Origin of the sequence: Pseudomonas sp. Irchel 3E13 (assembly GCF_900187455.1) — a bacterium.
In the GTDB taxonomy this organism is placed as follows: Bacteria; Pseudomonadota; Gammaproteobacteria; order Pseudomonadales; family Pseudomonadaceae; genus Aquipseudomonas.
In genome coordinates this window covers 93,865-120,315 of sequence record NZ_FYDX01000019.1, presented here as the reverse complement: position 1 = coordinate 120,315, position 26,451 = coordinate 93,865, and the positions used below count along the sequence as shown (strand labels likewise).

Below are 26,451 nucleotides of genomic sequence, written 5' to 3'. Positions count from 1 at the left end.
CTCGCGAACGCATGAATGGCGCCAACTATACGGACTCAGCGGCTGGCGTGGTACAGGCTGACCTGGCGAAACTCATGGGGCTCGGCCAGGTCCGGCAGGGTCAGCGCGTGCAGCGTGTCCAGTTGCCGGTACAGCGGATGACGGAAGTCGCGCACCCGCGAGTCCGCCACCAGCGCCTGGCGACCACGGCTGAGGAACTGGTCGAGCAGCGGCAGGTTGGCGCGGTCGTAGAGCACGTCGGCAACCAGGATCAGGTCGAAGCGGTCGTCCTCGGCGAAAAAGTCGCTGGAGTAATTCAGTTCCACGCCGTTGAGTGCCGCGTTGGCCCGGCTGGCGTGCAGCGCCAGCGGATCGAGGTCGCAGGCCACCACTTCCAGTGCCCCGGCCTTCTTCGCGGCGATCCCGGCGATGCCGGAGCCGGCGCCGAAATCCAGCACCCGCTTGCCCTCGACCCACTCCGGGCGCTCGGCCAGGTAGCGGGCCATGGCCAGGCCGCTGGCCCAGCAGAAACTCCAGTAGGGCGGCTCTTCGAGGATGCGTCGGGTTTCTTCGGGACTGAAGGCGCGGTCCATGTTGTCGGCGTCGATCAACCACAGTTTCAGAGGGCAATCGGGCAGGTCGCTGGCGACAAGACGGGCGTCGCCGAGCAATTCACTCAATGCACTCTGCAGGTGAACAGGCGCCATTTACGGCGCCTTTTCCAGTTGCAGCGGGCCGAAGGCCTGGGTTTCGGCGCGGGTCACCGACAGCGGTTTGAGGTGCAGGATCAGTTGCCCGGACTGGCTGGCGCGGGCGCGCAGTTCCACACGGGCACCGCTGGGGAACACTTCGGGATTGAAGCGCAACTGAAATGGCAGGGCCTGGCCGGTGCCGTCCAGGGTGTCGCTGGCCAGCAGGCGTTGCGGGCGGCCGCGTTCGTCGATCACCAACAAGGCGACTTCAACCTCCGCGCCGCGGGGAATGTTGCTGAAGCTGCCGGTCAGTTCCCGCTGGTAGGCAGGCAGCGGCGTTGGCACATGGACGTGTTTTGCCACCGGATTGGCCGGTGGCTGCGGTGGCACGGGTTTGGGGGCTTCGCTGCTGCAGGCGGCCAGCAGGGTCGCGAAGCCGAGCACGGCGAGCGCTCGAAACGGCATGGTGTTTTTCCTTCGGGGGCGTATTTCCTCACTGGATGGTAACCCCTTTGGCTTGTCTTGCCAGTCGGATGCGCTACCATGGCCCTCCCTTTTTTTGTTGCCTGCCACCATGCACTGTCCCTTCTGCGGTGCCAACGACACCAAAGTCATCGACTCGCGACTGGTCGCCGAGGGCGAGCAAGTGCGCCGCCGCCGCGAATGCGTGGCCTGCGGCGAGCGATTCACCACCTTCGAAACCGCCGAACTGGTCCTGCCTCGCTTGATCAAGCAGGACGGCAGCCGTCAGCCCTTCGACGAAGACAAACTCCGCGCCGGCATGCAGCGGGCGCTGGAAAAGCGCCCGGTCAGCGTCGAGCGCCTGGAAGCCGCGCTGGCCCACATCAAGCACAAGCTGCGCGCCAAGGGCGAGCGTGAGGTCAAGTCGCTGGTGGTCGGTGAACTGGTGATGACCGAGCTGCAAAAGCTCGACGAAGTTGCCTACATCCGTTTCGCCTCCGTGTACCGGCGCTTCCAGGACCTCAACGAATTCCGCGAAGAAATCGACCGCCTGGCCCGCGAGCCGTCCAAAGAGTGAACATGTCCACAGAACGCGCCGTGCTCGACGCTCATTACATGGCCCGCGCCCTTGAGCTGGCGCGCAAGGGCCTGTATTCGACGCACCCGAACCCGCGGGTTGGCTGCGTCATCGTCCGCGACGGCGAGGTGGTCGGCGAAGGCTGGCACGTGCGCGCCGGCGAGCCACACGCTGAAGTCCACGCCTTGCGCCAGGCCGGCGAACTGGCTCGCGGCGCCTGCGCCTACGTCACCCTGGAACCGTGCAGCCACCACGGCCGCACGCCACCCTGCGCCGAAGCGCTGGTGAAGGCTGGCGTGGCACGAGTCGTCGCGGCGATGCAAGACCCTAACCCGCAAGTCGCCGGCAACGGCCTCAAGCGCCTCGCCGACGCCGGCATCGAAGTCGCCAGCGGCGTGCTCGAAGCCGAAGCGCGGGCGCTGAACCCCGGATTTCTCAAGCGCATGGAACACGGCCTGCCGTATGTGCGGGTGAAACTGGCGATGAGCCTGGACGGGCGCACTGCCATGGCCAGCGGCGAAAGCCAGTGGATCACCGGCCCGGCGGCGCGTTCGGCGGTGCAGCGCCTGCGCGCGCGCTCCAGCGTGGTGCTGAGCAGCGCCAGCAGCGTGCTGGCGGATAACGCGCGAATGACCGTGCGTGGCGCGGAACTGGGTCTGGACACTGACACCGCCGCCCTTGCACTGAGCCGTCCGCCGCTGCGCGTATTGATCGACGGGCGCTTGCGCCTGCCGCTGGACGCACCGTTCTATCAGGCCGGTCCGGCGCTGGTGGTCACCGCCGCCGAGGACGACCCGCGTTACGCCGCCAACGGCCAGGAGCTGCTGCGTTTGCCCGGTGCCGACGGCCAGGTCGATCTGCGCCAGTTGCTGGTTGAGCTGGCCGGACGTGGCGTCAACGAAGTCCTGGTGGAGGCCGGCCCCGGCCTTGCCGGTGCCTTTGCCCAGCTCGGCCTGGTGGACGAATACCAACTGTTCATCGCCGGCAAGTTTCTCGGCTCCAATGCCCGGCCGCTGCTCGACTGGCCGCTGGCGCGGATGAGCGAAGCCCCGGCACTGAAAATCACTGACATGCGCGCGGTAGGCGATGACTGGCGAGTCACTGCCATCCCTGTGCCCGCCCCAGGCGTATAATTCGCGGCTTGCGCCCCCGGCGTGGCCTGTTCTCGAGGAGGACTCAATGTTTACCGGCATCATCGAATCCATCGGCAGCATCCGTTCCATCACCCCCAAGGGCGGCGACGTGCGGGTCTATGTCGAAACCGGCAAGCTCGACCTGAGCGACGTGAAGCTGGGCGACAGCATCGCGGTCAACGGCGTTTGCCTGACTGCAGTTGAGCTGCCGGGCGACGGTTTCTGGGCTGACGTCAGCCGCGAGACCCTCGACTGCACCGCCTTCGACGACCTCAAGAGCGGCAGCCGGGTCAACCTGGAAAAGGCCCTGACGCCGACCACCCGCCTGGGTGGCCATCTGGTCAGCGGCCACGTCGACGGCGTCGGCGAAGTCATCTCGCGCGCCGATAACGCCCGCGCCATCCAGTTCCGCCTGCGCGCGCCGAAGGAACTGGCCAAGTACATCGCCCACAAGGGCTCGATCACCGTCGACGGCACCAGCCTGACGGTCAACCAGGTCGATGGCGCCGAGTTCGAGCTGACCATCGTCCCGCATACCCTGGCCGAGACCATCATGGCCGACTACCGCCCCGGGCGCCGGATCAACCTCGAAGTCGATCTGCTGGCCCGTTACCTGGAGCGCCTGCTCCTGGGCGACAAAGCCGCCGAGCCGAGCAACGGCAGCGGAATCACCGAAAGCTTCCTGGCCGCCAACGGCTACCTGAAATCCTGATTAGAAGGGGGTGCCGCGTGGCGCTCAACACCATCGAAGAACTGGTTGAAGACATCCGCCAGGGCAAAATGGTCATCCTCATGGATGACGAAGACCGCGAAAACGAAGGCGACATCATCATGGCGGCCGAATGCTGCCTGCCCGAGCACATCAATTTCATGGCCAAGCACGCCCGTGGCCTGATCTGCATGCCGATGACCCGCGAGCGCTGTGAAACCTTGAAGCTGCCGCTGATGGCGCCGCGCAACGGTTCCGGCTTCGGCACCAAGTTCACCGTGTCCATCGAAGCCGCCGAAGGCGTGACCACCGGCATCTCCGCCGCCGACCGCGCCCGCACCGTGCAGGCTGCTGCCGCCAAGGACGCCAAGGCTGAAGACATCGTCAGCCCCGGCCACATCTTCCCGCTGATGGCCCAGCCAGGTGGCACCCTGGCCCGCGCCGGCCACACCGAAGCCGCCTGCGACCTGGCGCGCATGGCCGGGTTCGAGCCGAGCGGAGTGATCTGCGAAGTAATGAACGACGACGGCACCATGTCCCGTCGTCCGGAGCTGGAAGTGTTCGCTGCCGAGCACGGCATCAAGATCGGCACCATCGCCGACCTGATCCACTACCGCATGATCCACGAGCGCACCATCCAGCGCATCGCCGAGCAGCCGCTGGACAGCGAGCTGGGTCACTTCAACCTGGTCACTTACCGCGATTCCGTGGAAGGCGACGTGCACATGGCCCTGACCCTCGGCAAGATCTGCGCCGAAGAGCCGACCCTGGTCCGCGTGCACAACATGGACCCGCTGCGCGACCTGCTGCTGGTCAAACAGCCTGGCCGCTGGAGCCTGCGCGCGGCGATGAGCGCCGTGGCCGACGCCGGTAGCGGCGTGGTGCTGCTGCTGGGTCATCCGCTGGACGGCGACGTGCTGCTGGCGCACATCCGCGAAAGCGCGGGCGATGCCCAGACCAAGACGCCGACCACCTACAGCACCGTCGGTGCCGGTTCGCAGATCCTCCGCGACCTCGGTGTGCGCAAGATGCGCCTGATGAGTTCGCCGATGAAGTTCAACGCGATATCCGGATTCGATCTGGAAGTTGTAGAATACGTGCCCTCCGAATGAGCCGGCGGTGTTTGACCGCTCGCTTTTCGTGACCAAAACTCCCACAGGCCGCGTTTTTGCGGCCTGGCTCTTTAAGATGAGAATCCCGCAATGTCCCTGAAGACCATCGAAGGTACCTTCATTGCCCCCAAAGGTCGCTATGCTTTGGTGGTTGGCCGCTTCAACAGCTTCGTCGTCGAAAGCCTGGTGAGCGGTGCCGTTGACGCCCTGGTTCGTCATGGCGTGAGCGAAAGCGACATCGTTGTCATCCGTGCTCCTGGCGCGTTCGAAATCCCGCTGGTCGCGCAGAAAGTCGCCCAACAGGGTGAATACTCGGCAATCATCGCCCTGGGTGCGGTGATCCGTGGCGGTACCCCACACTTCGAATACGTTGCGGGCGAATGCACCAAGGGCCTGGCCCAGGTGTCCATGGAGTTCGGCGTACCGGTTGCTTTCGGTGTCCTGACCGTCGACTCGATCGAACAGGCCATCGAGCGTTCCGGCACCAAGGCCGGCAACAAGGGCGCTGAAGCTGCCCTGTCCGCTCTGGAAATGGTCAGTCTGCTGGCGCAGTTGGAGGCCAAGTGATTAGCGACGAAAGCGATCGTTTCAACCCGCGCGACCCGCAGCCCGCTGATGCAGGCAAGCCGTCGAAAAGCGCCAAGCGTCGTGAAGCCCGCAAGCTCGCGACCCAAGCGCTGTATCAATGGCACATTGCAAAGCACTCGCTGAACGAGGTCGAAGCGCAGTTCCGGGTCGATAACGATTTCAGCGATGTCGATGGCGCTTACTTCCGGGAGATCCTGCACGGGGTTCCGGCAAGCAAGACCGAAATCGACACCGCGCTCACCCCTTGCCTGGACATGGCCCTGGAAGAGCTCGACCCGGTCGAACTCGCGGTCCTGCGTCTGTCCACCTGGGAACTGCTCAAGCGCGTTGACGTGCCATACCGCGTTGTTATCAACGAAGGTATCGAACTGGCCAAGGTCTTCGGTTCCACCGATGGCCACAAGTTCGTCAACGGCGTGCTCGACAAGCTCGCGCCACGGCTTCGCGAAGCCGAAGTGAAGGCGTTCAAGCGCTGATTCCGGCGCTGCCTGACCATGGGTGAGTTCGAGCTGATCCGCCAGTACTTCGCCGCCGCGCCTTGTGCGCAGGGCGGCGAAGGCATCGCCCTTGGCATCGGTGACGATTGCGCGCTGCTGGCGCCGGCTCCCGGCGAGCAGTTGGCAATCTCCACCGATACGCTGGTGGCCGGGGTGCATTTCCCCGCCGTCAGCGATCCTTTCCTGCTCGGCCAGCGCTCGCTGGCGGTAGCGGCCAGCGACCTGGCCGCCATGGGCGCCACCCCGCTTGCCTTTACCCTTGCCCTGACCGTGCCGGACGTCAGTCCCGACTGGTTGCTCGCGTATGCCCAGGGTTTGAACCGGATGGCGACTCAGTGCGGGCTGACCCTGATCGGTGGCGACACCACGCGCGGCCCGCTGAGCCTGACCATGACCGTGTTCGGTCGTGTGCCCGTCGGGCAGGCGCTGACCCGTGGCGGCGCCCGGGTCGGGGACCTGGTCTGCGTCGGTGGCGAGTTGGGCAATGCGGCCGGCGCACTGCCGCTGGTGCTGGGCGAGCGTCAGGCGGATGCAACCCTGGCCGAGCCGCTGTTGTCCCACTATTGGTCGCCTTCGCCGCAATTGGCGCTGGGTCAGGCACTGCGGAACAAGGCCACGGCGGCGCTGGATATTTCCGACGGACTGCTGGCTGACTGCGGGCATATCGCCACGGCCTCGAACGTGGCACTGCGCCTGGAACTGGAGCAGCTGCCGCTGAGTCCGGCGCTGCTTGGCTTCCTCGGTCTGGATCAGGCCCGTCAGGCGGCGCTGACCGGCGGCGATGACTACGTGATCGCCTTCACCCTGCCGCCCGCCGAACTGGCCGGGCTGCGGGACGCCGGCTGGCCGCTGCACGTGGTCGGCCGGGTCGAGGCGGGCAGCGGCGTCAGCCTGCACGACGCCGCTGGCAATGACATCACCCCGGCTGTGCGCGGGTATCAACATTTCAGGGAGACACCGTGACCGACCACCCCAATCAGGTGCCAGCGGAAAACGTTCCGCCATCGGTCTGGCGCAACCCCTGGCATTTCCTCGCGTTCGGCTTCGGCTCCGGCACGCTGCCCAAGGCCCCGGGCACCTGGGGTTCGCTGGTGGCGCTGCCGTTCGTCCCGTTGTGGCAGATGCTGCCAGCCTGGGGCTATTGGCTGATGCTCGGGCTGACCATGCTGTTCGGCTTCTGGCTGTGCGGCAAGGTCGCCGATGACCTGGGCGTGCACGATCATGAAGGCATCGTCTGGGACGAGATGGTCGGCATGTGGATCACCCTCTGGCTGGTGCCCGAGGGTTGGCTATGGTTGTTGGCAGGTTTTCTGATGTTCCGCTTTTTCGACATCCTCAAGCCCTGGCCCATCCGCTGGATCGACCGGCATGTGCACGGCGGTGTCGGGATCATGCTCGATGATGTGCTGGCCGGGGTGTTCGCCTGGCTGGCGATGCAAGTGTTGGTATGGAGTCTGATTTAAAGGGAGTCGGCAATGCGTGTATGGCGACAATGGCTGCTGATGCTGGTCATGGCGGCAGGAATGCAGGGAATCGCTGCTGCCGAGGGGCTGCCGCCGCAGGTTCGCCTGGCGAGTGAGAGCTGGCTGGATTACACCAATGCCGATGGCACCGGCCTGGCCTGGGACCTGCTGCGCAAGATCTTCGAGCCAGCCGGGGTCAAGGTGACGGTGCTCAGCGCGCCGTACACCCGCGCCGTCGGCCTGGTCAAACGGGGAGAGGCGGACGCCTGGGTGGGCTCCTACGCCGCCGAAAACGACGACAACCTCTACCCGCGCTGGAATTTCGATTCCGACCATATCTATGCCCTGGGCCTGGCCACTCATCCGCGGCCGACCCTGGAAACCCTCGGCCAGTTCCGCCTGTCCTGGGTCCGCGGCTACGACTATCAGAACTACCTGCCCAATATCACCGGCAACTACCGCGAAGTGCAGCGCCGCGACGGCATCCTGCCGATGCTGGAACGCGAGCGGGTGGATTTCTATATCGATGCGCAGACCGAAGTGGAATACGTGCGCAGCCATGCCGAGCACCCGGATCAATTCCGCAGCACCCATGTGGCAGAACTGCCGTTGTACCTGGCATTTGGCAACACGCCGGAGGGCAAGGCGCTGCGCGAGCTGTTCGACAAGCGCATGGACGTGCTGGTGCCAAGCGGCGAACTGAAGCCGATTTTCCAGCGCTGGAAGCAGCCATACCCGTTCGATCAGTCGGGCAAGTAGGGGCTTTGGGGCAATGGTTCGACGGCTTGGTATCGAACTTTTCGATCTGTTGGCCCAGTAATTCAGCATAAGCAGGTGCGGCAAGCTGCTGTTACAATCGGCCCACGTCAATTTTCATGCATATTCAGGAGCACAAGGTGCCCGTCGTTTTTGTTGCTGCTTCCAAGCTGCCTACTCCTTTCGCGACTTTCACCATGCACGGCTTTCTCGACGAAGCCACTGGCCGCGAGCACGTCGTGCTCAGCCTCGGCGATATCGCCGACGGTCAGCCGGTGCTGGGTCGCCTGCATTCCGAATGCCTGACCGGTGATGCTCTGTTCAGCCAGCGGTGCGATTGTGGTTCCCAGCTCGAAGCGGCCCTGCAGGCCATCGCCCGGGAAGGGCGTGGCGCGCTGCTTTATCTTCGCCAGGAAGGCCGTGGCATTGGTCTGCTGAACAAGATTCGCGCGTATGAGCTGCAGGACGGCGGCGCCGACACCGTCGAGGCCAACGAGCGTCTGGGCTTTGCCGCTGACCTGCGTGACTACGCCATGTGCCGGCCAATGCTGGAGCACCTGGGCATCACCTCGCTGCGCTTGATGACCAACAACCCGCGCAAGGTCAAGGCACTGACCGACATGGGTATCGTGGTCGCCGAGCGTGTGCCGCTGCACACCGGTCACAATCCGCACAACAAACACTACCTGGCCACCAAGGCCGGCAAGCTCGGCCACATGATGGGCAACGAGCACCAGGGTGAGGCCGGCCGGGCGTGACCCGCGGCCAGGTTCGTCGTCGCCTGACCATCGCCTGGTTGCAGTACCTGGCGGTGGCGCTGGCGCCGCTGCTGGTGTTTTCCTGGGCATTCGGTGGCAGTGAGCCGGTCATTCCGGTCCTGGCCATGCCGATGTTCATTGCCGGCGTGGCATCGATGTTCCTGACCCTGCCGCGTTTCACCGTCTACAAGCACGCGCTGATCGCCACCGGCAAAGCCCTCAATACCGAAGAAGAACCCGCCGCCTGGATCGAACTGGCGCGGGTGCGACGCTTGGGCATGTTGTTCGCCTGCTTGCCGGTGTGGATCGCCGCGCTGTCGGTGCTGGTCGGTCTGGAAACGGTGCCGCAGATCCTGCTGGCAATCTCCAGCGTGGTCATCCTCTACCTCTACCGCATTCCCCGCCAACTCGCCTGATGCGCGCGCTCGTGTTGCTGGTGGCGCTGGCGCTTGCCTGGCCACTTGCGGCAGCGCCACGGGTGGTCAGCCTGGCGCCCTCGCTGACGGAAATCGTCGTTGAACTGCAGGCCGCCGATCTGCTGGTGGGCGTACTCGATGCCGGCGAACGCCCGGCGGCCCTGGCGCAGGTCCCGTCGGTGGGACGTTACGGGCAACTCGACCTGGAACGCCTGCTCAGCCTCAAACCCGACCTCGTCCTGCTCTGGCCCGCCAGCGTGCCGCCGGCCCAGCGCGCTCAGCTCGAACGCCTTGGCATCCCGCTGTACACCGCCGAACCTCACGACCTCGACAGCCTGATCGCGCAGATCGAAGCCATCGGCGAGCGGCTGGGTCGGGCCGAATTCGCCCGGCCATACGCCAGCGCATTGCGCGACCGCTTGCAGGCGCTGCGCGCGCAGTACCGTCGCGAACAGCCGGTGCGGGTGTTCTATCAGGTCTGGGACAAGCCGCTGTACACCGTGGGTGCCGGGCAAATCATCAGCGATGCCTTGAAGGTCTGTGGCGCACGCAACGTGTTCGACGACCTGCAACTGCCGGCTCCGCAGGTCAGTATCGAAAGCGTGTTGCTGCGCGATCCGCAGGTGATTCTCGCCAGCGACGCGGCGCAATTGGCCGCCTGGAAAAGCTGGACGCAGCTCTCGGCGGTACGCGACGGGCGATTGCTGCGGGTGCCGGACAAGGGCCTGGAGCGCCCCAGCGGTCAGATGATCGAGGCCACGGCAAGGCTGTGCCGAACGCTGGCTACAACGCCGGCGTCCAGTTGATCGCCAGCAGCCAGGTACGACCTTCCTCGCGGTAGCCGTAATCCGTGCCGAAGTGGTTGTACTGGGCGCGTGCGTAGTCCTTGTCCAGCAGGTTGTCGGCCTTCAGTTCCAGGCGAACCTCCGGTGTCAGTCGCCAACTGGCCCGCGCACCCAACAGACCGTAGCCGCCGAGCTGGCGCTGGTTCTTGTCGTCGGCGTAGCTGCTGCTCACCGCCTGCCAGGACGCGCCGAGGCCAAGGCGGTCGAACTGCCGGTCCAGGTCCAGGCTCAGGGTGCGCCGCGCGCGACGCTCCAGGGTGTGGCCGCTTTCGCGGTCGCGCGGGTCCATCAGCGCCACGGCCAACTGGCTTTGCCAGCCGTTCCAGTCCTGCTTCAGCGCGGCTTCGAAACCGATGATCCGCGCCTGGCTGACGTTGTAGGGAATGTCGCGGAAGATGATCGCGTCGCGCAGGTCGGTGCGGTACAGCGAGGTTTCCAGGCGGCTGTCCTCGCTCAACTGGCTGCGCCATTGCAGCTCATAGCTTTTCGAACGCTCCGGCTTGAGGTTCGGGTTGCCGAAGCCTGGGTAATACAGGTCATTGAAGGTCGGTGCGCGGAAGCCTTCGCTGTAGGACAGCAGCACATCGTTATCGACATTGACCGGCAGCGTCAGGCTGGCGCTCCAGGTGTTCTGCCCGCCGAACTGCTGATTACGGTCGCGGCGCAGGCCCAGTTCCGTCGAGAAGTGTTCGCCCTGATAGCGGTGCTGGACGAAGGCCGCGCGATTCCAGCGGCTGTCTTCGGCGAAGTCCACGTTGGCATGCAGGCGGTCGACGTAGGCGTCGCCGCCGAGCATCAGGCTGTGCCGGTCGTTGAGGTTCAGGTCGTTCTGCCAGGTGATGGCGTCGCGGTAGGTGTTGAGTACGTCGGACTGGCTGCTGAGCTTGTCGCGGCTGCGGTCGCGGTTTTCGCTGTGGGCCAGGTCCACGCGGCTGTGCCATTGCTCGGTGATCTGGGCGGCGAGCCAGGTGCCGACGCTGCTGACGGTGAAATCGCTGTACGGGGCCTGCGGGACGACGGCGCCGGTTTCCTCGATGTAGCGTCCGAAGGGATTGTCGAATTCCCGTCGGCCACGGCTGTCCAGCAGGTTGGCGCCGACTTCGAGGTTCTCGCCGAGCTGGTGCGACAGGCTCAGGCTGACGGAGCGGTTGCGGTAGGCGTCGTGGTCGCTGTCGCTCGCGTAGGACTGCCGGGTGTCGTCGATGCCGGCGCTTTCATCCAGGCTGGCGCCGAGGCTGAAGCGGGTGCGCTCGTCGCCGCCGGACAGGCCGAGGCTGCGCTGGACGGTCTGCTGGCTGCCCACGGCCAGACGCAGGTTGGCGTGCAGGTTCTGCTCGCTGCCGCGACGGGTGAAAATCTGGATCACCCCGCCCATGGCATCGCTGCCGTAGATCGCCGAACGCGACCCGCGCAGCACCTCCACCCGCTCGATCTGGCCAATATCCAGGTATTGCAGGCCGCTGTCGCCGGACGAGGTGTTGGCGATGCGCTGACCGTCGACCAGCACCAGGCTCTGCGCCGACTTGGTGCCGCGGATGAAGATCCCCGGCAGGCTGCCGCGACCGCCGGTGCGGGCGACTTGTACGCCGGGGACGCGGGTCAGCAGGTCGGTGACGTTGCTGGGCTGCAGGCGCTCGATGTCGTCGCGGGTGAAGACGGTGCTGGCGCTGGCGGACTGGTTGCGGTCCTCGACCTGGCGGTTGGCGCTGATGACCACGTCAGGGAGTTGCAGGGCGGCGTCGCGGTCCAGCGGCTCGGCGAGAAGCGGGGTGGGGAGGCAGAGCAGGAGTGGGGCAAGGCGGGGGATTTTCATTTGGCCGTTCTATCGCTATCGCTGCGGTTTGGCGCCCCGACAAGCGCCCACAGGTATCGTGCGCAGTTCACAACCCTGTGGGAGCTGGCTTGCCAGCGATGAGGTTACAGGCCGAGCCGTTGCAGGCGCTGGCGCACCGCATCTTCGATTCCGGCCTCATCCAGCCCGCATTCAGCGAGCATCTGCGCCGGCTTGGCGTGCTCGACATAAATGTCCGGCAGGCCCAGATGCAGCACCGGCTTGAGCACGGCTTCGCGGGCGAGGAATTCGCTGACCGCGGCACCGGCGCCGCCCATGATGGCGTTCTCTTCGATGGTCACCAGCAGGTCGTGACCGGCGGCCAGTTCCAGCACCAGCGCTTCATCCAGCGGTTTGACAAAGCGCATGTCGACCACGGTGGCATCGAGGGTTTCGCCGACTTTCAGGGCTTCGGCCAACTGCACGCCGAACACCAGCAGGGCGACCTTGCTGCCCTGGCGGCGGATCACGCCCTTGCCGATTTCCAGGGGTTCCAGGCTGTTCTCGATGGTGGCGTTGGGGCCGTTGCCGCGTGGGTAGCGCACCGCCGCCGGACCGTTGTAGAGGTGGCCGGTGTTGAGCATGCGGCGCAGCTCGTTTTCGTCGCTCGGGGTCATCACCAGCATGCCGGGGATGCACCGCAGGAAGGACAGGTCGAAGCTGCCGGCGTGAGTCGGGCCGTCTTCGCCCACCAGACCGGCGCGGTCGATGGCGAACAGCACGTCGAGGTTCTGCACCGCGACGTCGTGGATCAACTGGTCGTAGGCGCGCTGCAGGAAGGTCGAGTAGATCGCCACCACCGGCTTGGAGCCTTCGCAGGCCATGCCGGCGGCCAGGGTCACGGCGTGCTGCTCGGCGATCGCCACGTCGAAGTAGCGCTGTGGATAACGTTCGCTGAAGGCCACCAGGTCGGAGCCTTCCTTCATCGCCGGGGTAATGCCCACCAGACGATCGTCGGCGGCGGCCATGTCGCACAGCCACTGGCCGAACACGGCCGAGTACTTCGGTCCGCCGGCCTTTTTCGGCGCGGCCGGTTTGTCGGCGGGTTCCAGCTTGGTGATGGCGTGGTAGCCGATCGGATCGACCTCGGCCGGGGCGAAGCCCTTGCCCTTCTTGGTCACCACGTGCAGGAACTGCGGACCCTTGAGGTCGCGCATGTTGCGCAGGGTGGCGATCAGGGTCGGCAGGTCGTGGCCGTCGATCGGGCCGATGTAGTTCCAGCCCAGCTCTTCGAACAGGGTGCCGGGGACCAGCATGCCCTTGGCGTATTCTTCGGTGCGGCGGGCGATCTCCCAGGCGCCGGGCAGGCGCGACAGCACTTTCTTGCTGCCTTCGCGCATGCTCGCGTAGGTGCGGCTGGAGAGGATCTTGGCCAGGTAGTTGGACAGCCCGCCGACGTTGCGCGAGATCGACATGTCGTTGTCGTTGAGGATCACCAGCATGTCGGCGTTGACTTCCTGGGCGTGGTTCAACGCCTCGAAGGCCATGCCGGCGGTCAGGGCGCCGTCGCCGATCACCGCGATGGACTTGCGCGACTCGTTGCGCAGGCGGGCGGCGATGGCCATGCCCAGCGCGGCGCTGATCGAGGTGCTGGAGTGACCGACGCCGAAGGTGTCGTACTCGCTTTCACTGCGGCGCGGGAAGGCGGCGATGCCGTCTTTCTGGCGCAGGGTGTTCATGCGCTGGCGGCGGCCGGTGAGGATCTTGTGCGGGTAGGCCTGGTGCCCGACGTCCCACACCAGACGGTCGTCCGGCGTGTCGAAGACGTAATGCAGGGCAACCGTCAGCTCGATGACGCCCAGGCCGGCACCGAAGTGCCCGCCGGTCTGACCAACGGTATAGAGCAACTCCTGACGCAGTTCGTCAGCCAGGTTCTCCAGGTCGGCTTCGGCCAGACGACGCAGGCCGGCTGGCGTATCGGCACGGTCAAGCAGCGGCGTGACCGGGCGTTCGCGGGGGATCTCTTGAAACGTCGTGGGCATCAGGCGAGTCGTTATAGGTTTGAAGACGCGGAAGTTTACCCCATTGGGGAGTGACTGCCCATTTTGGGGTGACTGCGATAAGGCCTGTAAGTCAGTTACGTCGTTCGACGATATACCGCGCCAGCGCCCGCAGCGGCTCGGCGGCTGCGTCAAACGGCCGCAAGGCGTCGAGGGCCTGGTCGCGCAGTTCCAGGGCGTAGGCCTTGGCCGCGTCGAGGCCGAGCAGGGCCGGGTAGGTCGGTTTGTCACGGGCGATATCGGCGCCCTGGCGCTTGCCGAGGGTCTCGGTGTCGCTTTCGACGTCGAGGATATCGTCCTGCACCTGGAAGGCCAGGCCAATCGCCTGGGCGTACTGTTGCAGGGCCTGCAGTTCAGCGTCGCCCGCCCGGTTGCTGGCCAGTGCACCGATACGCACGCTGGCTTCGATCAGCGCGCCGGTCTTGTGCCGGTGCATGAATTCGAGGGCGGTCTGGTCGAGTTTCAAACCCACCGAGCCGAGGTCGATGGCCTGGCCGCCGACCATGCCGGCGGGGCCTGCGGCGCTGGCCAGGGTCTGCACCATGGCGATGCGGATGGCGTCGCTCTGCGGGCTCAGGCGCGGGTCGAGCAGGGCGCTGAAGGCCAGGCTCTGCAGGCCGTCGCCGGCGAGGATCGCACAGGCTTCGTCGAAGGCTTTGTGGGTGGTTGGCTGGCCACGGCGCAGGTCGTCGTCGTCCATGGCCGGCAGGTCGTCGTGGACCAGGGAGTAGGCGTGGATCAGTTCAACCGCGCAGGCCGCGCCGTTGGCCTGCTCGGCCGCGCCGCCCAGCGCTTCGCAGGCCGCGTAGGCGAGCAGCGGGCGGACCCGCTTGCCGCCGTTCATCACGCTGTAGCGCATGGCTTCGTAAAGGCGGGTCAGTTCGACCGAAGGTGGTTGGAACAGATGCTCCAATGCGCCATCGACACGGGCCTGGCAACTGTCCTGGTACGCCTTGATCATTGTTCTTGTTCCGCGTCGAAGGGCTCCGCGGCGAGTTCGCCGTCGCGCTCCAGCAGGATCTGCACTTTCTGCTCGGCCTGGGTCAGGGCGCCCTGGCAGTCACGGGTCAGGCGGATGCCTTGTTCGAAGGCGGTCAACGAGTCTTCCAGCGACAGTTCGCCGTTCTCCAGACGCTCGACCAGGGCTTGCAGGTCAGCGAGGGATTGCTCGAAATCGATGGCGGCTTTTTTTCGGGCCATGGCGGCTATCTCGGTGGCTGTCGGAACGGCGCGACACTAGCAGAGCAGGGCAGTGGGGGCAAATCAGGGGCCGCTTCTTTTGTCGTATTCGAACACTGCCCGGCGCGTTGTGGGGGCTTATGGCTCTCTGCCATAATCGCCGCCGCTCTGCGCCCAGACGTTCCTGTCGTGTCCGCGCCCCTCCCGTCGTTGCGTAATGGACTACGTTGTGAGCTTTCTTTCGATCGAGTTCGGTCTCGCCTTCATTCTGTTCTTCGCCCTGTACTGGAGCCTGTGCTGGAATCTCCGGTTGCAGAACGCCGTGTTGCTGGCGGCCAGCTACGGCCTGGTCTTCAGTTTCAGCCCGTGGGCCCTTTATGTGCTGCTGGGGTATACCGCGGCGGTGTGGTTGCTCGGGCGTCTGGCGGGGCGTTATCCGGGGCGCAGCCTCAATACGCTGTTGCTCCTGGTGCTGGTGCTTGGCGGCTTCTATTGGTTCAAGTACCAGGAGTTCTTCGTCGGTGGCGTGCAGGCCGCGCTGACGGGGCTTGGCCTGAGCGTCTCGCTGCCGGTGTTGCAGTTGCTGGTGCCGATCGGCTTTTCCTTCTATGCCTTCCATTCGGTCAGTTACCTGGTGTCGATCAACCGCCGCGAGCTGGCGCCGGCTCCGCTGCTGGACCTTGCGCTGTACCTGGCGTTCTTCCCCAGCCTGGTGGCCGGGCCGGTCAATCGCGCCACGCACCTGCTGCCGCAGATTCGTCCGCCACAGATGCGTCAGTTGCTAGAACCGCAGCGCGCCCTCGGGCTGATCGCCCTGGCGGTGGTCAAGGTGTTCCTGCTCAGCGGCTGGCTGGCCAGCGAGTGGGTGGACCCGGTGTTCGAGACGCCCGGTAATTTCTCCGCCGAGCGCATCCTGCTGGCGGTGTATGGCTACAGCGTGCAGATCTATCTGAACTTCAGCGGCTATACCCATCTGGTCACCGGCATCGCCCTGCTGCTGGGCTTTCGTCTGCCGGTCAACTTCGATGCGCCGTACGCCGCGCGCAATCTGCGGGAGTTCTGGAGCCGCTGGCATATCAGCCTGTCCACCTTCATCCGCGACTACATCTATATCCCGCTGGGCGGCAACCGCCACGGTGCCTGGTTCGCCACGCTGTACATGTTCCTGGCCATGCTGATCTCCGGGCTCTGGCATGGCGCGAGCGTGAACTTCCTGGTGTGGGGCGCGCTGCACGGTTTCGGGCTGGCGGTGTACAAGCTTTCAAATCACTGGCTGCCGCAGCCGCCGCGCTGGCCGGGCGCGGATTTGCTGGCGCGGCTGCTAACGTTTCACTACGTGGCGTTCGCCTGGATCTTCTTCCGCAGCACCAGCCTGGATGGCGCGCTGGATATGCTCGCCGGGCTTGGCGGCCTGTCCGTTGCCGGTTTGTCCGGCGCTACCGGGGCGCTGCTACTGGCCTGCATTGCCGCGCTGGCGATTTATCCACAGGCGCTGCTGCTGATGCGCCGGGGCTTCGCCGCCAGCAGCCGCTTGCCGTGGCAGTTCTATCCGCTGCCGCTGGCGCTGTTCCTCGCGCTGGTCATCTTCGCCGCGCCGTCGGGTGTGCCGGGGTTCATCTATGCCGGCTTCTGATATCCGTCACCTGTTCAACACACAACTGGGCGCGGCGCGGGTGCTGTATGCGCTGCTGTTGACCAGCGTGCTGCTGGTCTGGCTGAACCAGCAGTCCATCGCCCTGTATTGCCAGCAGAAATACCATCAGAGCTGTGAACTGCCCGGTGTTGGGCAAAGCACGTTGTGGCGCCTGGGCGGCAACCTGAACCAAGCCTTCGCCGACGCCCGCGAGCGCTTTGTCGACAGCCTCCGCGAGCAACTGGCCGAGGCGCCGCCAGCACCGCCAGCACCCGTGGTGGAAGCGCCGGTGATGGTCGAACTGCCGCCGAACATGCCGGTGGTGACCGTGGACATCGCCGCGCCAGCCCCGAAGCCCGCGCCTGCGCCGCCGCCCGTACCGCCACCGGCAAAAGCCAGGCCGGTGGTCGCCGCCGCAGTTGCGCCGCCAGCCGCGAAGGCGCAGCCCATAGCGCCGGCGCCCGCGATGCCCGTGCCGATGCCCGTGCCGACGGGGTCGCCGGTCGTCACCCTGAGCAGCGGTGATGAAGTGTTTCTGGTCGGTGACTCGATGATGCAGGGCGTGGCGCCGCACCTGTCCAACACCCTGCTCAAGCGTTACGGCATTCGCAGCGTCAACCTCAGCCGGCAGAGCACCGGGCTTGCGTATCCGGGCTTCTTCAACTGGCCGCAGACGGTGAGCCGGACCTTGAATGAGCGCCCGAAGATCCGTCTGATGGTGGTGTTCCTCGGTCCCAACGATCCGTGGGACATGCCGCAAGGCAAGGGCAAGCCGTTCTTGCGTTTCAGGACGGCGCCCTGGGAGCAGGCCTACCGCCAGCGCATCGACACGATGTTCGAACAGGCCCAGGCCCATGGCGTGCAAGTGATCTGGGTCGGCCCGCCGAACATGCAGCAGGCGCGGCTGTCCACGGCAATGAACTATCTCAGCGGCCTGTACCGGCAGCAGGCGCTGCAGCACCGCCAGCACTATGTGTCGGCCAACGCCGTGCTGGGTTACAGGGCTGACGAATTTTCCTATACCGTGCAGAACAGCCAAGGCGGCCAGCTCCGCACTCGCGCTGACGACGGGATTCACTTCACCATTCCCGGGCAAAAGCTGATCGCCAACCAGGTGTTGTCGCTGATCGCGTTTCCCGGCCCCACCGTGACGGGACATTGAGATGCGCCGAGCCCCCTGTTTTTTCGCCCTGCTCGTGCTCAGTTGCCTGTTGCCGGGTTGCAGCCCGAACGCGGCGATGGAGGTACCGCGCGCCCCGCCGGTCAGCCGCGATGGCAACCTCGGCGTGCTGGCCGGCAAGCTGCGTTCCGCGGCGCGGGCGCCGGTGAACATCGTCCAGTTCGGCGACTCGCACACGGCCGCCGATATCTTCAGTGGCGAACTGCGCCGCTTGTTCCAGGCCGAGTACGGCGATGGCGGGATTGGCCTGGTGGCGGCGACGCCGGTGCCCGGCACCCGTTACGAGCAGGTGGTGCTCAAGGCGGCCGAGTCGCAATGGCAACTGGTGTCGGCGCGCAACCAGCACAGTGAGCAGTTCCCGCTGGGTGGCTATCTGTCGCTACCGCAGGCGTCGAAGGCCACGGTGCGCATCGAAGCGCGCCAGCCGGACGACAAGCGTTACCGGGTCTCGGCGCTGTACCAGGCGCAACAACATGCCAGCCTCAACGCCCGCGACGGCGCGAACCCCGACCGTCGCCTGATGCTCGCCGCCACGGGCGGGCAGTGGCGCTTCAGTCCGGTGCTGAACAACGCGCGCCTGCCACTGGAACTGTCCGTCGAGGCGCCAGCGGGCGAGGCGCTGGGCGGCTGGTATATCCAGGGCCAGAAGAATGCCGGGGTGACCCTGTCCGCGCTGGGCATCAATGGCGCGCAACTGGAAGTGATGAGCAAGTGGCAGGCTGGCTGGCAGGAGAGCCTCAAGGCGCTGCGGCCGGATCTGGTGATTCTGGCCTACGGCACCAATGAAGCCTTCGACCCTCGGCTGGACCTGGACCAGTACCGCCAGCAACTGACCCACACCCTCGCCGAACTGCGCCGGCAGATGCCGCGGGCGGTGTTGCTGCTGGTCGGCCCGCCGGACTCCATCAAACAGCGCAATGCCCAAGGCTGCGCGGCGCGCATGCCGGGGCCGCTGCCGGCGATCATCGACATTCAGCGGGACGTGGCGAAGGCGTCTGGGGCGTTGTTCTGGGATTGGCAGGCGTTCATGGGCGGCGAGTGCTCGATCCTGCAGTGGCAGGCAAGCGGCTTGGCGCGGGGCGATCTGATTCATCTGAGCGCCGAAGGATATCGGCGCAGTGCGGGTGGGTTGTATGGGTTCTTGCGGGGGCAGTTGGGGGTGAAGTGAAGCATCGCTGGCTCGCATCTTTCAATCATGTGGTGATTGGAAGGCGCTTGTCATAAAGCCGGGCAATGGCTACCAGGTGCATGTCGTAAGTTTTCCAGCGCCCTTGAGACCGAGCGCCGCCCGCGCGGCGCTCGGTCTCAAGAACTCTGAAAAACTGTCGGCTAGAACCTGGTAGCCGCTACCCGATCTCCGGACTGGCGCCTCATGGCCGTCATGCAGCCATGAGGTTCTGCCTCAGTTCTTCGCCGTTTTAACCCCAGGCTCCAGCTTCACCGTTTCTTCCAGGGTGAACCGCCCCAACGGGTTCTGCAGGAAGTTCTGGATATTGCTGCGTGAGATGTTGATGTACGGGCTGTAGTACAGGTCGATCCAGTGCACGTCCTGTTTCGCCAGTTTCTGCAGTTCCTGATACATCTGCCCGCGCTTGACAGGGTCGGTTTCGATCCGCGCCGCGGCGACCAGATCCTTGACCGTGTCGTTCTTGTAGCGGGTCATGTAGTTCTGGTTGGTGTCATCACCCAGCACGAAGGTGCTCTTCTGGTCCGGGTCGGGCACGTCGTTGGTCCAGTACATCACCGACAGGTCGTAGTCGCCGTCCACCAGCATCTGCCAGCTCGCGGTCGGGTCGACCTTCTGCAGGGTGGCGGTGATGCCGACGTCCGCCAGTTGCTTCTGCACCAGCACGGCAATCTGCTCGTCAGCCTCGTTGCCGGCGTTGACCACGTAGTTGACCTTCAGCCCTTCGGCGCCGGCCTTTTTCAGCAACTCGCGGGCCTTGGCCGGGTCGTACGGGCGTTGCAGGTTGTCGGCGTTGTGGTACAGCGAGCCTTTGGGAATGTACGAGTACGCCACTTCGCCATGGCCGAAGGTCACGGTGTTGACCAGGGCTTTCTTGTCGATCGCCAGGTCGATCGCCTCGCGCACTTCCGCTTTGCCCAGCAGGCCTTTGGAGTGGTTGATCAGCAGGTGATCTTCCCGGGTCGACGGGTCGATATGGATGTTCAGGTTCTTGTCTTTCTGCAGCGCGTCGACGCGGGAGAACGGCACGAAGATCGCCGTGTCCAGTTCGCCAGCCTGCACCTTGAGCATGCGGGTGTTGTCGTCAGGGATGGAAATCCACTCCACGCCATCCAGGCTGACCTTGTCGGCTTCCCAGAAGTTGGGGTTCTTTTCCAGGATTACCCGGTCGCCACGCAGCCATTCCTTGACCTTGAACGCACCGGAGGTCACCGGGTCCTGGGCGTAGGCGTCCTCGCCGATCTTGTCCATGGCCTTCTTCGACAGGATCGAGACGTTGGCGGTGCCCAGTTGCGCGAGGAACGGCACCGACTTGTTCTTCAGGGTCACCACCAGGGTGCGGTCGTCCGGGGTTTCGGCCTTGTCGATGATCTTGTAGGAGTCGGCCCACAGCGAGGCGGGGTTGTCGCGGATGCGCAGCAGCGAGAAGGCGGCGTCGCTGGCGGTGAGGGGCGAGCCGTCGGAGAACTTGGCATCGCGGATCTTGAAGGTGTAGGTCAGGCCGTCATCGGAGACCTTCCAGCTCTCCGCCAGCCCCGGGATCAGCTTGGTGCCGCTGTTGTCCACGCGGATCAGCACGTCGTAGACGTTGGCGAAGACCCAACTGTCGCGGTTCTGCGCGCTCTTGATCGGGTCGAAGGTGGTGCTTTCCTCACGGCAGCCGATGGTCAATACCCCCGCCGCGTGGGCCAGGCCACTGGTCAGGGCGCTGGCGGCCAGCAATGCTGCGGTGAGTAACTTCAATGCTCCGGGTTTCATGCTCAAGCTCCTTTTGATGGTGTGGTTATTTCTTCAGTACAACGGCTCCGGGTGGACGCAGGTGTAGCGCCGTGCGCCCAGCGAATGGGTGGGTGGAGAGGTTTCGCGGCACACCGGCAGGGCGTGCCGGCACCGCGGATGGAACGCGCAGCCCGACGGCAGGTGCAGCGGGCTCGGCGGTTCGCCCGGCAGCGGTTGCTCGGGCAGGCGGCGTGCCGGGTCGATATCGGCGATCGACTGGATCAGTGCGGCGGTATACGGATGGCGCGGCGAATCAAAAACGTCGCGGACCGGACCTTCCTCGACGATGCGTCCGAGGTACATCACCGCCACCCGGTCGCACAGGCGGCGCACCACGGTCAGGTCGTGGGTGATGAACAGCAGCGCGAGGTCCATGCGTTCGCGCAGTTCCAGCAGCAGGTTGATGATCTGGCCCTGGATCGACACGTCCAGCGCGGCGACGCATTCATCAGCGACGATCAACCGCGGCTCGATGGCCAGCGCCCGGGCGATACCGACCCGCTGGCACTGGCCGCCACTGAGCGAGCGCGGTTTGCGATCGGCCAGTTCAGGGCGCAGGCCGACCAGATTGAGCAGTTCGGCGACCCGCGCCTCGACCTGCTGCGCCGGCACTTTGCGCTGCACCCGCAGCACTTCGGCGAGAATCTGGCCGATGCTCTGGCGCGGGTTCAGGGCGGTGTACGGGTCCTGGAAAATCATCGCGGTTTCATGGCGCAGGCGGGCGATATCGGCCTTGCTGCCGTGGGCCATGTCGATGCCGTCGAAGAGGATCTGCCCGCCGGCCGTCTCGTTCAGGTGCAGGATGGCGCGGGCCAGGGTGCTCTTGCCGCAGCCGGACTCGCCGACCAGGCCGAGGGTCTCGCCGGCCTTCAGTTCCAGCGAGGCGCCGTTGACCGCGCTGACCTTGCGCTGGCGCAGGTCGAACAGGCCGCTGCCCGCGGCGGGAAACTGCACGTGCAGGTCCTTGACCTGCAACAGCGTGGTCATGACAGACCTCCGGCAAACAGCGGCGTGTGGCAGGCGAGGCGGTGGCCGGGCGCGGTTTCCCGCAGCTCCGGCAACTGCTCGCGGCAGGTAGGCGCGGCGTGCGCGCAACGCGGGCCGAAGCGACAGCCTTGGGGCATGGCGTCGAGCAAGGGCGGTTGCCCGGGAATGGTGTTCATCAGCCGCTGAGTGCTCTCGGCCGCCGGGTGACAGGCGAGCAGGCCGGCGCTGTACGGATGCTGTGGGTTTGCCAGGAGGTCCTGCTTACTGCCGTGTTCGCAGAGGCGGCCGGCGTACATCACGGCGATGCTGTCGCAGGTCTGCGCCACCACGCCGAGGTCGTGGCTGATGAGGATGATCGACAAGCCGCGGCGGTCGCGCAGCTCCAGCAGCAGGCGGAGGATCTGCGCCTGCACGGTGACGTCCAGCGCAGTGGTCGGCTCGTCGGCGATCAGCACGTTCGGGTTGCAGCCCAGGGCCACGGCGATCATCGCCCGCTGGCGCATGCCACCGGAAAATTCATGCGGGTAATTGTCGACCCGCGACTGCGGGTCGGGAATGCCGACCTGACGCAACACGTCGATGGCCTGCGCCCGCGCTTCGCGGCGCGAGGCGCCCTGGTGCAGGCGGATGCCTTCGGCGATCTGTTCGCCGATGCGCATCAGCGGATCGAGGTGGCTGCTGGGGTTCTGGAAAATCATGCCCAGCTCGCGCCCGCGCATGCGGCGCATGCCGGCCTCGTCCAGGTGCAGCAGGTTGTTTCCGGCCAGGTGCACGGCCTTGCCTTCGACCCGCAGCTTCGGCGACGGCAGCAGGCGCATCAGGCCGCGGCAGGCCATGGTCTTGCCCGAGCCGCTTTCGCCCACCAGACCAAGAATCTCGCCTTCGCCGAGGCTGAACGACAGCCGATCGACCACCGCGACATCACGCCCCTCAAGGCGGGCGATCACGCTGAGGTCTTCGACCTGAAGCAGCGGTGCGCTCATGAACGGTCTCCCAGACGTTCGGCGACGCCGTCGGCCAGCAGGCTGAAGCCCATGGCCAGGGTCACCACGGCCAGGCCGGGGAAGGTGCAGATCCACCAGGCGCTGGTAATGAAGCTTTGTCCTTCTGCAACCATCGTGCCCCACTCGGCGGTAGGCGGTTGCACGCCGAGGCCGAGGTAGCTGACCGCCGCGCCATTGAGCAGCACCAGCACGGCGTCGGACATGCAGAACACCACCGAGCTGAACAGGGCGTTGGGCATCAGGTGGCCGAACAGGATGCGCCGGTGGCTGAAGCCCAGGCTCTTGGCCGCCAGGGCGAAGTCGCTTTCCTTGAGCACGAGGATCTGCGAGCGGATCAGCCGTGCGTAGGACACCCAGCCGACCAGTGCCATGGCGATATAGAAGCTGCTCAATCCCGGGCCGAGAATGGCCATGATCGCCAGCATCAGCACCAGAAAAGGGAAGGCCAGGACGATATCGATCAGGCGCATGCACAGCGCGTCCAGGCGCCCGCCGACATAACCGGAGATGGCGCCGATGCAAGTGCCGAGCAGGAACGGGAAGATCACCCCGATCAACGCCATCTGCAGGTCGATGCGCGCGCCCCAGATCACCCGGGAAAGGATGTCGCGGCCAAAATTGTCGGTGCCGAAGGGGTACGCCAGGCTTGGCGCGGCAAGGCGCATGTCGCCGTTCTGCAGCAGCGGGTCGTAGGGCGCGACCCAGGGCGCGAACAGCGCCAGCAGGATCCAGCCGAGCACGATGGCGAGGCCGAAATACAAGGTCAGGCGGCCATTGCCGAGCTGCCAGCGCAGGCGCCAGCGAACGGGGGCGGCGACGCTCGGGCTGCCGCTCATTGGATCGTCACCCGCGGGTCAATGGCGGTGGTCACCACGTCGGCGATGAAGTTGACCGCTACCGTGGCGCAGGCCAGCACCATCGCCACGCCCTGAACCACCATGTAGTCGCGGGTGAAGATTCCGCGGACCAGCAACTGGCCGATGCCGGGCAGGGAAAACAGGCTTTCGATCACCACCGTGCCGCTGATCAGCCAGCCGATGTTGACCGCCAGCAGGTTGACCGTGGGCACCATGGAATTGGGTAGGACGTGGCGACGAAACACCGCGTTTTCCGAGAGGCCACGGGCGCGGGCGGCGGTGACGTGGTCAGCCTGCATTTCCAGCAGCATGCTGGCGCGCAGGTTGCGCACCAGCACGGCGGACAGCGCCAGGGCGATGGTCAGGCAGGGCAGCACCAGGTGGTGCAGCTTGTCATCCCAGGTGCGGCCATAGCCGGACACCGGAAACAGCCCCCAGTGCACGCTGAACAGCAGGATCAGCATCAGCCCCAGCCAGAACGCCGGCAGGCCGAGGCCGGCAGTGGTGAACAGGCGGATCAGGTTGTCGGCCCAGCCGCCCTTGTTGCGTGCGGCGAGGGTGGCCAGCGGCACGGCGATGATCAGCGCCATCAGCACGCTGCCGAACACCAGCATCAGGGTCGGCTCAATGCGCGTGGTGATCAGCTTCAGCGCGTCGATCTTGTACAGCAGGGACTGGCCGAGGTCGCCGTTGAGCAGGTTTTTCAGGAAATACAGGTATTGGGTCCAGATCGGCTCGTCCAGTGCGTACTGGGCACGGATCTTCTGGATCGCGTCCGGCGTGCTGCGGCTGCCGAGCAGCGCCCGCGCCGGGTCGCCGGGAATCGAGCGGACCAGCACGAAGGTGATGAGGCTTATGCCGAGCAGCACGGGCAGCAGTTGCAACGGACGGGTCAGGACAAACCGGTAGCGCGCCAGATTCATCGATCAGCCCCGGTGACGTTGCAGGAAATCCAGCAACACCGGGAAATAGGCCTGGGGTTCTTCGTAGAACGGCATGTGGCTGCTGTTGGGGAACACATGCAGCTCGGCCGCGTTGTCGAGCGCGAGCTTCATGCGCAGGGCGCAGGCGGGGGTGAGTTCGTCGTGCTGGCCGGTGGTGATCAGCACCGGCATGCGGAAGTCGGCCATTTCCTTCAGGCGATTCCAGTCCTTGAGGTTGCCGGTATAGAGGAACTCGTTGGGCCCCTGCATGGCGACGTACGGCCCCATGTTCCAGTCGCCGAGCGAGCGCTGGACCGGTGCCGGCCATTCTTCCAGGCGGCAGACATGGCGGTAGTTGAGCAGGGTGATGGCAGCCTGGTACTGGGGATGATCGAGGTTACCGATGGCTTCGTAGCGCTGCATCATCGCCACGGTTTCGCTGCCGAGGGCGCCGCGCAGGCGATCCAGCTCGCTGGACAGGTGCGGGATGTCGCCGACGGTGTTTTCCAGGATCAGGGATTTCAGTGCCTGCGGGTGATGAATGGCGTATTCGATCGCCAGCCAGCCGCCCCAGGAGTGGCCGAGCATGTGCACGCGGCCCAGGCCGAGGCTTTCGCGCACTGTTTCGACTTCAGCGACGTAGCGGGTGATGTCCCACAGGGAAGGATCGTCGGGCCGGTCGGAGGCGCCGGTGCCCAGTTGGTCGAACGCCACGACCCGCAGGCCTTTGTCCTTGAGCCAGGAATGGGCATCACGAAGGTAGTCGCAGGGCAGGCCGGGCCCGCCGTTGAGGCACAGCAGCACCTCGTCGCCCTCGCCATAGCTGTACACCACGAGATTGTGGCCATCGACCGAAAGGTTGAACTGCTGGTCCGGTTGCATCTCACGCCACATCGCTACTCTCCTGTTGGCAATGGCTTACCGCTATACCCTGCGCAGGAGAATGCGCCACCTACAAGCTAGTATTTCTTATAGGTTTCATCTGGCAGTCCCGCGCCGAGCCGTGGCATTCTACTTGCCGGACTTCAAGATGGAAATCCAACAGGGGTATACACACAGGGAGTGCAAGGAATGCAGGCCAAGCTGGCTGACCTCAATACCCGTCTGTTGTCTGGCAGGAGCCTGGACGAACAGATAGACAGCGTTGCCGACATGGCGACGCAACTCGGTTTCGATACGCTGGTGTATGACTACAGCGCGGTTCCGCTGGATCACGTCGGCGAATTGATCACCCCCGCCGTCGTGCGCGTGCGCCATACACCGAAAGACTGGGAAGACCTCTGGGTTTCAGGCTTCTACCAGATCGATCCGGTCCAGCACCTCGCCCTTTCCGCCATCGCGCCGTTCGTCTGGTCTTATGAGGCGAAGCGAAAGACGGTCCTGCAGCAGCACATCGACCGTCGCCACGCCCCGGTGGCCAGTTACCTCAGAGATGCCCAACTCACCTGCGGCGTTACCGTGCCCATCCACATGCCGCGTGGCGGGTTGGCGACAATGACTGCGCTACGCTCGGAGGTCCGCGACAGCGACCTGGAGGAGGCGCGCCACAGCCTTGCCGATTTTGGCCTGATCGCCCATGCCTTTCAGGAGGCGGCGTATCCCTTGCTTGGCAAGGAAGCGGCCGTGCAGACCGTTCGCCTGACCCGGCGTGAGCGTGAATGCCTGCGTTGGGCCGCCGACGGCTTGACCGCCGCGCAGATCGCCGAGCAATTGAACCGCTCACTGGCCACGATTTCCCTTCATTTGACCTCGGCGATGCACAAGCTGGGTGCAAAAAACCGTGTGCAGGCGGTGGCCCGTGCCGTGCATTACCGGCTTTTAGAGGGTTAGCTGCCGGAAAAATCCCGAAAACCTAGAGAATTCTCTAGTTATGCGCCGACGGGGCAGCAGTTATGGTGAGTGCCA

28 protein-coding genes are annotated in these 26,451 nt (G+C 65.3%); 16 read left to right on the top strand and 12 right to left on the bottom strand.

Translation table 11 applies throughout. The features are described from left to right. Positions 1 to 35: 35 nt before the first annotated feature. The gene (locus CKW37_RS27710) at positions 36 to 686 is read right to left on the bottom strand and encodes a methyltransferase (RefSeq protein WP_095159378.1); all 651 of its coding nucleotides are present in this window, start codon (positions 684 to 686) and stop codon (positions 36 to 38) included. Further along, positions 687 to 1,136, bottom strand: coding sequence for a YbaY family lipoprotein (locus CKW37_RS27705; protein ID WP_095159377.1), 450 nt, complete (start codon positions 1,134 to 1,136; stop codon positions 687 to 689). Positions 1,137 to 1,245: 109 nt separating this feature from the next. Between CKW37_RS27705 and nrdR the strand changes: the two genes are divergently transcribed. The 12 genes from nrdR to CKW37_RS27645 all read left to right on the top strand — a co-directional run bounded on the left by nrdR (position 1,246) and on the right by CKW37_RS27645 (position 9,948). Then, complete coding sequence (gene nrdR, locus CKW37_RS27700; protein WP_095159376.1) at positions 1,246 to 1,710, top strand: transcriptional regulator NrdR; 465 nt, start codon at positions 1,246 to 1,248, stop codon at positions 1,708 to 1,710. Between the two features lie 2 nt (positions 1,711 to 1,712). Further along, complete coding sequence (gene ribD, locus CKW37_RS27695; protein WP_095159375.1) at positions 1,713 to 2,843, top strand: bifunctional diaminohydroxyphosphoribosylaminopyrimidine deaminase/5-amino-6-(5-phosphoribosylamino)uracil reductase RibD; 1,131 nt, start codon at positions 1,713 to 1,715, stop codon at positions 2,841 to 2,843. A gap of 46 nt (positions 2,844 to 2,889) precedes the next feature. Continuing rightward, the gene (locus CKW37_RS27690; protein WP_095159374.1) at positions 2,890 to 3,555 is read left to right on the top strand and encodes a riboflavin synthase; all 666 of its coding nucleotides are present in this window, start codon (positions 2,890 to 2,892) and stop codon (positions 3,553 to 3,555) included. Positions 3,556 to 3,572: 17 nt separating this feature from the next. Next, entirely contained in the window at positions 3,573 to 4,664 is a 1,092-nt protein-coding gene (ribBA, locus tag CKW37_RS27685) for a bifunctional 3,4-dihydroxy-2-butanone-4-phosphate synthase/GTP cyclohydrolase II (RefSeq protein ID WP_095159373.1), read from the top strand. A gap of 90 nt (positions 4,665 to 4,754) precedes the next feature. Then, positions 4,755 to 5,231, top strand: a complete 477-nt coding sequence (gene ribE, locus CKW37_RS27680) for a 6,7-dimethyl-8-ribityllumazine synthase (protein WP_095159372.1) — start codon at positions 4,755 to 4,757, stop codon at positions 5,229 to 5,231. Next, positions 5,228 to 5,728, top strand: coding sequence for a transcription antitermination factor NusB (gene nusB / locus CKW37_RS27675; protein ID WP_095159371.1), 501 nt, complete (start codon positions 5,228 to 5,230; stop codon positions 5,726 to 5,728). Before ribE ends, nusB begins: the two co-directional genes overlap by 4 nt. An 18-nt stretch (positions 5,729 to 5,746) precedes the next feature. Next, complete coding sequence (thiL, locus tag CKW37_RS27670) at positions 5,747 to 6,712, top strand: thiamine-phosphate kinase (RefSeq protein WP_095159370.1); 966 nt, start codon at positions 5,747 to 5,749, stop codon at positions 6,710 to 6,712. After that, positions 6,709 to 7,212 (top strand): phosphatidylglycerophosphatase A, encoded by a 504-nt coding sequence (locus tag CKW37_RS27665; RefSeq protein ID WP_095159369.1) that lies wholly within the window; start codon positions 6,709 to 6,711, stop codon positions 7,210 to 7,212. Before thiL ends, CKW37_RS27665 begins: the two co-directional genes overlap by 4 nt. Before the next feature lie 12 nt (positions 7,213 to 7,224). After that, entirely contained in the window at positions 7,225 to 7,971 is a 747-nt protein-coding gene (locus tag CKW37_RS27660; RefSeq protein ID WP_095159368.1) for an ABC transporter substrate-binding protein, read from the top strand. Positions 7,972 to 8,108: 137 nt separating this feature from the next. Further along, a complete protein-coding gene (gene ribA, locus CKW37_RS27655) occupies positions 8,109 to 8,726 on the top strand; it encodes a GTP cyclohydrolase II (RefSeq protein WP_175653510.1) in 618 nt (205 codons plus the stop codon). Next, positions 8,723 to 9,142: an MFS transporter gene (locus tag CKW37_RS27650; RefSeq protein WP_095159366.1), complete on the top strand. Its 420-nt coding sequence runs from the start codon at positions 8,723 to 8,725 to the stop codon at positions 9,140 to 9,142. The genes ribA and CKW37_RS27650 overlap by 4 nt, the downstream gene beginning before the upstream one ends. Then, positions 9,142 to 9,948 (top strand): cobalamin-binding protein, encoded by an 807-nt coding sequence (locus tag CKW37_RS27645; RefSeq protein WP_095159365.1) that lies wholly within the window; start codon positions 9,142 to 9,144, stop codon positions 9,946 to 9,948. Before CKW37_RS27650 ends, CKW37_RS27645 begins: the two co-directional genes overlap by 1 nt. Here the strand turns inward: CKW37_RS27645 and CKW37_RS27640 are convergent. From CKW37_RS27640 to CKW37_RS27625, 4 genes are all read right to left on the bottom strand, one after another. After that, a complete protein-coding gene (locus CKW37_RS27640) occupies positions 9,926 to 11,800 on the bottom strand; it encodes a TonB-dependent receptor domain-containing protein (protein ID WP_095159364.1) in 1,875 nt (624 codons plus the stop codon). The two genes, CKW37_RS27645 and CKW37_RS27640, sit on opposite strands and share 23 nt — an antisense overlap. A gap of 104 nt (positions 11,801 to 11,904) precedes the next feature. After that, entirely contained in the window at positions 11,905 to 13,800 is a 1,896-nt protein-coding gene (gene dxs, locus CKW37_RS27635; RefSeq protein WP_095159363.1) for a 1-deoxy-D-xylulose-5-phosphate synthase, read from the bottom strand. Positions 13,801 to 13,891: 91 nt separating this feature from the next. Then, positions 13,892 to 14,779, bottom strand: coding sequence for a (2E,6E)-farnesyl diphosphate synthase (gene ispA, locus CKW37_RS27630; RefSeq protein ID WP_095159362.1), 888 nt, complete (start codon positions 14,777 to 14,779; stop codon positions 13,892 to 13,894). Beyond that, on the bottom strand, positions 14,776 to 15,018 hold the full coding sequence (locus CKW37_RS27625; protein ID WP_095159361.1) for an exodeoxyribonuclease VII small subunit: 243 nt from the start codon (positions 15,016 to 15,018) through the stop codon (positions 14,776 to 14,778). The genes ispA and CKW37_RS27625 overlap by 4 nt, the downstream gene beginning before the upstream one ends. 208 nt (positions 15,019 to 15,226) lie before the next feature. On the opposite strand from CKW37_RS27625, the gene CKW37_RS27620 reads away from it, so the two are divergent. Genes CKW37_RS27620 through CKW37_RS27610 form a run of 3 tightly spaced genes read left to right on the top strand, consistent with a single transcriptional unit; the run spans position 15,227 to position 18,978 of the window. Next, a complete protein-coding gene (locus CKW37_RS27620) occupies positions 15,227 to 16,630 on the top strand; it encodes an MBOAT family protein (RefSeq protein WP_256587882.1) in 1,404 nt (467 codons plus the stop codon). Beyond that, positions 16,617 to 17,792 (top strand): SGNH family hydrolase, encoded by a 1,176-nt coding sequence (locus tag CKW37_RS27615; RefSeq protein WP_095159359.1) that lies wholly within the window; start codon positions 16,617 to 16,619, stop codon positions 17,790 to 17,792. Before CKW37_RS27620 ends, CKW37_RS27615 begins: the two co-directional genes overlap by 14 nt. A gap of 1 nt (position 17,793) precedes the next feature. Continuing rightward, positions 17,794 to 18,978 carry an SGNH/GDSL hydrolase family protein gene (locus tag CKW37_RS27610; protein WP_095159358.1) on the top strand — a complete coding sequence of 395 codons (1,185 nt, stop codon included), beginning with the start codon at positions 17,794 to 17,796 and terminating at the stop codon, positions 18,976 to 18,978. A gap of 234 nt (positions 18,979 to 19,212) precedes the next feature. Here the strand turns inward: CKW37_RS27610 and CKW37_RS27605 are convergent, their stop codons facing one another. From CKW37_RS27605 to CKW37_RS27580, 6 genes are read right to left on the bottom strand one after another with little or no spacing between them, the layout of a single operon-like run. Continuing rightward, positions 19,213 to 20,754 carry an ABC transporter substrate-binding protein gene (locus CKW37_RS27605; RefSeq protein WP_095159357.1) on the bottom strand — a complete coding sequence of 514 codons (1,542 nt, stop codon included), beginning with the start codon at positions 20,752 to 20,754 and terminating at the stop codon, positions 19,213 to 19,215. Positions 20,755 to 20,787: 33 nt separating this feature from the next. After that, entirely contained in the window at positions 20,788 to 21,762 is a 975-nt protein-coding gene (locus CKW37_RS27600) for an ABC transporter ATP-binding protein (protein ID WP_095159356.1), read from the bottom strand. Then, positions 21,759 to 22,745 (bottom strand): ABC transporter ATP-binding protein, encoded by a 987-nt coding sequence (locus CKW37_RS27595; protein ID WP_095159355.1) that lies wholly within the window; start codon positions 22,743 to 22,745, stop codon positions 21,759 to 21,761. The genes CKW37_RS27600 and CKW37_RS27595 overlap by 4 nt, the downstream gene beginning before the upstream one ends. After that, positions 22,742 to 23,602: an ABC transporter permease gene (locus CKW37_RS27590; protein WP_095159354.1), complete on the bottom strand. Its 861-nt coding sequence runs from the start codon at positions 23,600 to 23,602 to the stop codon at positions 22,742 to 22,744. The genes CKW37_RS27595 and CKW37_RS27590 overlap by 4 nt, the downstream gene beginning before the upstream one ends. Beyond that, the gene (locus CKW37_RS27585) at positions 23,599 to 24,546 is read right to left on the bottom strand and encodes an ABC transporter permease (RefSeq protein ID WP_095159353.1); all 948 of its coding nucleotides are present in this window, start codon (positions 24,544 to 24,546) and stop codon (positions 23,599 to 23,601) included. The genes CKW37_RS27590 and CKW37_RS27585 overlap by 4 nt, the downstream gene beginning before the upstream one ends. A 3-nt stretch (positions 24,547 to 24,549) precedes the next feature. Further along, complete coding sequence (locus CKW37_RS27580; protein WP_095159352.1) at positions 24,550 to 25,440, bottom strand: proline iminopeptidase-family hydrolase; 891 nt, start codon at positions 25,438 to 25,440, stop codon at positions 24,550 to 24,552. A 177-nt stretch (positions 25,441 to 25,617) separates the two neighbouring features. On the opposite strand from CKW37_RS27580, the gene CKW37_RS27575 reads away from it, so the two are divergent. Continuing rightward, positions 25,618 to 26,376: a LuxR family transcriptional regulator gene (locus CKW37_RS27575; RefSeq protein ID WP_095159351.1), complete on the top strand. Its 759-nt coding sequence runs from the start codon at positions 25,618 to 25,620 to the stop codon at positions 26,374 to 26,376. Positions 26,377 to 26,451 lie beyond the last annotated feature (75 nt).